Below are 1177 nucleotides of genomic sequence, written 5' to 3'. Positions count from 1 at the left end.
GGCGCCGTCGTTCAGGAACACATGGTCGAGACCCACCCGGGACTTACCGACGACTGTTACGTCCGTGTATTTACCGGTGACCAGGAACTCGCCGACAACCTCGAGCCCCAGTTCGTCATCGATGTAGAAAAGCTCTTCCCGAAGAAGCAGGCTGAAGCCCTTCAGGCAGCAGTCGGCAAATCCCTCTGGCAGTGCGTCCACATGCCGACCCTTGTCGGCCGTACCTGTGATGGCGGAACGACCTCCCGCTGGTCCGCCATGCAGATCGGTATGTCCTTCATTGCAGCATACCGTATGTGCGCCGGTGAAGCAGCAGTTGCTGACCTGTCCTTTGCAGCAAAGCACGCTGGTGTCATCAACATGGCCCACCACCTGCCGGCCCGCCGTGCCCGCGGCCCGAACGAGCCCGGAGGAATGCTCTTTGGTAACTTCTCCGATATGATCCAGGCCGACCGTGTCAACCCGAACGACCCGGCAAAAGCCTCCCTGGAAAATGTCGCAGCAGGCGCCATGCTCTTCGACCAGATCTGGCTCGGATCCTATATGTCCGGCGGTGTCGGTTTCACCCAGTATGCAACAGCAGCCTACACGGATAACATCCTTGATGACTTCACCTACTACGGAATGGACTACCTCCACGACAAGTACAAGGTCGACACCAAGAATCCGAACGCAAAAGACAAAGTCAAAGCAACCCAGGAAGTTGTCAACGACATCGCAACCGAAGTCAACCTTTACGGTATGGAGCAGTATGAACAGTTCCCGACCATGATGGAAGACCACTTCGGCGGTTCCCAGCGTGCAGCCGTTCTTGCAGCAGCATCCGGTATCTCCACGTCGATTGCAACCGGAAACTCCAACGCCGGTCTCAACGGCTGGTATCTGTCCATGCTTCTGCACAAAGACGGCTGGTCCAGACTTGGTTTCTTCGGCTACGATCTGCAGGACCAGTGCGGTTCCGCAAACTCACTCTCCATCAGACCTGATGAAGGCTGTATCGGCGAGTTCCGCGGACCAAACTACCCGAACTATGCAATGAACGTCGGTCACCAGGGAGAATACGCAGCCATCGCAGCATCCGCCCACTTCGGCCGCGGCGATGCATGGACCCTCTCCCCGCTGATCAAGATCTGTTTCGCAGACCCGGCCCTGAAGTTCGACTTCGCTCACCCGCGTG

At 57.5% G+C, this 1177-nt stretch carries 1 protein-coding gene; it reads left to right on the top strand.

Annotated elements, in window-relative coordinates; genetic code table 11:
• Positions 1–1177 (top strand): coenzyme-B sulfoethylthiotransferase subunit alpha (locus EYA77_RS00505; RefSeq protein ID WP_167815546.1); only part of this gene is annotated, 1177 nt, incomplete at both ends.

Source organism: Methanocorpusculum sp. GPch4, from assembly GCF_012062385.1.
GTDB classification, from domain to species: domain Archaea; phylum Halobacteriota; class Methanomicrobia; order Methanomicrobiales; family Methanocorpusculaceae; genus Methanocorpusculum; species Methanocorpusculum parvum.
This window is presented reverse-complemented; position numbering and strand designations above follow the sequence as displayed.